1 protein-coding gene is annotated in these 1,129 nt (G+C 39.4%); it reads left to right on the plus strand.

Going from position 1 to position 1,129, the window contains the following annotated elements; translation table 11 throughout:
* Window positions 1-3 precede the first annotated feature (3 nt).
* A protein-coding gene (locus tag HT703_RS10580) for an IS630 family transposase (protein WP_345890293.1) occupies window positions 4-1,021 on the plus strand; the annotation gives its coding sequence in 2 pieces (ribosomal slippage) (window positions 4-470 and window positions 469-1,021; 1,020 coding nt in all).
* Window positions 1,022-1,129 lie beyond the last annotated feature (108 nt).

The following is a 1,129-nucleotide window of genomic DNA, read 5'->3' on the forward strand; positions in this document are numbered from 1 at the left end:
GCTATCAAAACACTTTTAAGAGACTCTCGTACAGCTAAATATCATAAACGCCTTCAAATCGTTCTATTTCGTCTGATGGGCAAATCTTATAAAGAGATTATAGAGCTTTTAGACTGTAATCAAACAACGATTTGGCGAAACGTAAAAAAATATGAGGAGTTCGGACTCGACTCTCTCCTTCAAGAAACACGTGGTGGTCGTAACCATGCATATATGACAGTTGAGGAAGAGAAAGTCTTTCTTGCCCGCCATTTGAAGGCTGCAGAGGCAGGAGAATTTGTTACAATTGATGCCTTATTTCAGGCTTATAAAAAGGAGTTAGGTCGTTCCTACACACGTGATACCTTCTATCAACTCTTGAAGCGCCATGGTTGGCGAAATATTATGCCACGTCCAGAACATCCTAAGAAAGCAGACGCTCAAACCATTGTAGTGTCTAAAAATAAAATCTCAATTCAAGAAGAAAAGAAAGCGATTTAAAACCAGTAGACCTTTTCGTAAGGTTCGCTTGATGTACCAAGATGAGGCTGGTTTCGGTAGAATCAGTAAACTGGGATCTTGTTGGTCTCCAATGGGAGTAGGTCCACATATCCATAGTCACTATATACGAGAATTTTGCTATTGTTATGGAGCTGTTGATGCCCATACAGGCGAATCATTTTTCTTAATCGCTGGTGGATGTCATACTGAGTGGATGAACGCCTTTTTAGAAGAGCTTTCACAAGCTTATTCAGATGATTATCTTTTACTCGTTATGGACAATGCCATATGGAATAAATCAAGTACCTTAAAGATTCCGACTAATATTGGCTTTACCTTTATTCCTCCATACACACCAGAGATGAACCCCATTGAACAAGTGTGGAAAGAGATTCGTAAACGTGGATTTAAGAATAAAGCCTTTCGAACTTTGGAAGATGTCATGAATCAACTTCAAGATGTTATACAAGGACTGGAGAAGGAGGTGATAACGTCCATCGTTAATCGGAGATGGACTAGAATGCTTTTTGAAAGTAGATGAGTATAACTGGTTGATGAGACTGTGAAAAGAGCATAAAGACCAGCTTGCAAGCTGGTCATACTCTTCGAAAATCTCTTCAAACCACGTCAGCTTCATCTACAACCTCAA

It is taken from the genome of Streptococcus sp. 3874 (assembly GCF_013276425.1).
Classification (GTDB): domain Bacteria; phylum Bacillota; class Bacilli; order Lactobacillales; family Streptococcaceae; genus Streptococcus; species Streptococcus pseudopneumoniae.